Origin of the sequence: Ideonella azotifigens, from assembly GCF_006519715.1 — a bacterium.
GTDB lineage: Bacteria > Pseudomonadota > Gammaproteobacteria > Burkholderiales > Burkholderiaceae_C > Ideonella > Ideonella azotifigens.
This window is the reverse complement of the sequence record NZ_VIDT01000643.1, coordinates 1-3,156: the sequence shown is the minus strand read 5'-3', so window position 1 is coordinate 3,156 and position 3,156 is coordinate 1. Positions and strand designations below refer to the sequence as shown.

The following is a 3,156-nucleotide window of genomic DNA, read 5'->3' as shown; positions in this document are numbered from 1 at the left end:
CGCAGGGCCGCCCCAAGGGCGAAATCGCAGCGCGTCAGCGCGAAGGGATACACCAGTGAGCGTTGTGCTGGAACGTCCACCGCTGTGGCGCCGCGTGCTGCCGGTCTTCTACGGCTTCGACCTGCCGCTGCTGCTGGGGCTGGGGCTGCTGGGCGGCATCGGCCTGGTGACCATGTACTCGGCCGGCTACGACCACGGCACCCGTTTCGTCGACCACGGCCGCAACATGCTGTTGGCGCTGTTCATCCTGTTTGCCGTGGCCCAGGTGCCGCCGCAAAAGCTGATGCGCGTCGCCGTGCCGCTGTACACCGTTGGCGTGGCACTGCTGATCGCCACCGCGTTGTTCGGCGTGACCAAGAAGGGCGCGACACGCTGGCTGAACGTGGGCATCGTGATCCAGCCCAGCGAGTTGCTGAAGCTGGCGATGCCGCTGATGCTGGCCTGGTGGTTCCAGAAGCGCGAGGGCCAGCTGCGCACGCTGGACTTCGTCGTCGCCGGGCTGTTGCTGCTGGTGCCGGTGGGCCTGGTCGTCAAGCAGCCGGACCTGGGCACCGCCATCCTGATCCTGTCCGGCGGCCTGTACGTGATCTATTTCGCCGGCCTGTCCTGGAAGCTGATCCTGCCGGTGCTGCTGGCAGGCGCCATCGCCGTCGCAGCGCTGGTGATGTCGGGTGACCGCATCTGCCAAGACGACGTGAAGTGGCCTGCCATGCGGGACTACCAGAAGCACCGCGTCTGCACCCTGCTGGACCCGACCACCGACCCGCTGGGCAAGGGCTTCCACATCATCCAGGGCATGATCGCCATCGGCTCCGGCGGCCCGACCGGCAAGGGCTTCATGAAGGGCACGCAGACCCATCTGGAGTTCATTCCCGAGCGCACCACCGACTTCGTGTTCGCCGCCTATGCAGAAGAATTCGGCCTGATGGGCACGCTGGGCCTGATCGCCTGCTTCACCTTCGTGCTGGCGCGCGGCCTGGTGATCGCCGCGCAGGCGCCCACCGCCTTCACGCGGCTGCTGGGCGGTGCGCTGACGATGAGCTTCTTCACCTACGCGATGGTCAACATGGGCATGGTCAGCGGCATCCTGCCCGTCGTGGGCATTCCGCTGCCCTTCATCAGCTACGGCGGCACCGCGATGGTCACACTGGGCTTGGCCATGGGCATGCTGATGTCCATCGCCCGCAGCCGGCGGCTGATGCAAAGCTGAGGCCTTCGGGCGAGCCGCTTCAGTTCCGGCGCCAACGCGCCGAAATGCCAGGGGTGCGGGGCTTCCTCGCGAGGAAATCCCATGGCTGCTGCCCTGCCCCTGTTCCGTTTCCCCCAGCTTGCCATGCTGACGCTGCTGGCGGCCTGCGCGCTGCCTTCGGCCTTTGCTGGCGACGAGATCGTCACCGACCGGCCGGACTTCGTCGAATCCAGCGACGTGGTCGGCCGCGGCCGCTTCCAGATCGAAACTGGCTTCAGCAGCGAGCGCCAGGACGGCAGCGGCCTGAAGACCCGCACCCGCAGCACGCCGACGCTGCTGCGCCTGGGCGTCAGTGACGCGCTGGAACTGCGAATCGAGACCGACGGCGCGATGCACAGCCGCACGCAGGACACGACCGCCGACACCACCACCACCCACGGCTTTGCCGACACCTCGCTGGGCCTGAAGTGGCGCATGCAGGAGGGCGACGAAGAGACTGGCGCACCGGGCATGGCCTGGCTGCTGCACGCCGACCTGGCTTCGGGCAGCCGCGACTTCCGCGGCCAGGGCGTGCGCCCTTCGCTGCGCTTTGTCGCCGAATGGGATTTGCCGCACGACTTCTCGGTCGGCGTGATGCCGGGCTTGGTCGCCGACAAGACCGAGGACGGCAAGCGCTTTGCCGCCGGCATCTTCGCCGTCACCTTGGGCAAGGGCTGGGGGCCGGCCTGGCACAGCTTCGTCGAAATCGCCGGCCAGCAACTCGCCGCCAAGCACAACGGCGGCAAGGTCGTCAGCCTTGACTTCGGCGCCAGCTACCTGGTGACCGATTCGCTGCAGCTGGACCTCGCCGCCTCGCGCGGCCTGACTCGCGAAACCGCCGATTTCCAGTGGGGCGCCGGCGTCTCCATCCGCTTCTGAACTGCTACGCCGCCGGCACGGCTGGCGCGATCGGGAAGCGGCAGGTGATCAAGGTGCCCAGGCCTTCGTGCTGCGGCGTCTGGCGGGCGTATTCGATGCTCACCGTGGCGCCATGCTTGTCGGCGATTTCCTTGACGATGGCCAGGCCCAGGCCGCTGCCATCCACGTTGGTGCCCAGGCCGCGGTAGAACGGCTGGAAGACCAGCTCGCGCTCGGCCGGCGCAATGCCCGGGCCGTTGTCCTCCACCTGCAGCACCATGACCTGGCCAAACGGGTCGGCGAACACCCGCACCGTGACCGTGCCGCCCTCGGGGGTGTACTGCAGTGCGTTGTCGACCAGGTTGCGCACCAGCTCGCGCACCAGCAGCGGCTGGCCCAGCAGCTTCGCCACCCGCTCGCTGGCATCCGGGCCCTCGTAGCCCAGGTCGATGCGCTTTTCCATGGCCCGCGGCACGAAGTCCTGCACCGTGTCGATGGCCAGCCGCACCAGGCCGAACACCTGGCGCCGCTGGGCCTGTTCGTGGTCCTCGGCGCGCGCCATCGCCAGCAGCTGGTTGACCATGTGGGCCGCACGCTGGCTGGACAGCGAGATCTGCTGCAGCGAGCGGCGCACCGAACGCACGTCGCCACCCGCATCGATCTCGCGCTGGGCCAGCTCGGCCTGGGTGCGCAGCCCCGCCAGCGGCGTCTTCAGCTGGTGCGCAGCGTCGGCCAGGAAGTGCTTCTGCGCGCCCATGCTCTGGTCCAGCCGGGCCAGCAGGTCATTGATCGAGCGCACCAGCGGCGCCACTTCCTCAGGCGCGTCGTGTTCCTCGATCGGGCTCAGGTCGTGGCTCTCGCGCTGGCGGATGCGCTGCTGCAACTGGTTCAGCGGCGCAATGCCACGCGCCAGCGCAAACCACACCAGCAGCACCGCCAGCGGCAGGATCACGAACTGCGGCAGGATCACGCCCTTGATGATCTCGGTGGCCAGGCGCGAGCGCTTGTCCAGCGTCTCGGCCACCTGCACCAGCGCGACCGGCCACGGCTGCGAAGCGTTGCCGTCCACC

Annotated in this window: 3 protein-coding genes; 2 read left to right on the top strand and 1 reads right to left on the bottom strand. The window is 68.4% G+C overall.

Translation table 11 applies throughout. The features are described 5' to 3' along the window. The first annotated feature begins 55 nt into the window (after positions 1–55). On the top strand, positions 56–1,210 hold the full coding sequence (gene rodA / locus FKP22_RS25565; RefSeq protein WP_141290568.1) for a rod shape-determining protein RodA: 1,155 nt from the start codon (positions 56–58) through the stop codon (positions 1,208–1,210). Positions 1,211–1,291: 81 nt separating this feature from the next. Beyond that, positions 1,292–2,107 (top strand): transporter, encoded by an 816-nt coding sequence (locus FKP22_RS25560; RefSeq protein WP_231010444.1) that lies wholly within the window; start codon positions 1,292–1,294, stop codon positions 2,105–2,107. Positions 2,108–2,111: 4 nt separating this feature from the next. On the opposite strand, the gene FKP22_RS25555 is transcribed toward FKP22_RS25560, so the two are convergent. After that, the coding region (locus tag FKP22_RS25555) for an ATP-binding protein (protein ID WP_141290566.1) at positions 2,112–3,156 on the bottom strand (1,045 nt) is incomplete at its 5' end.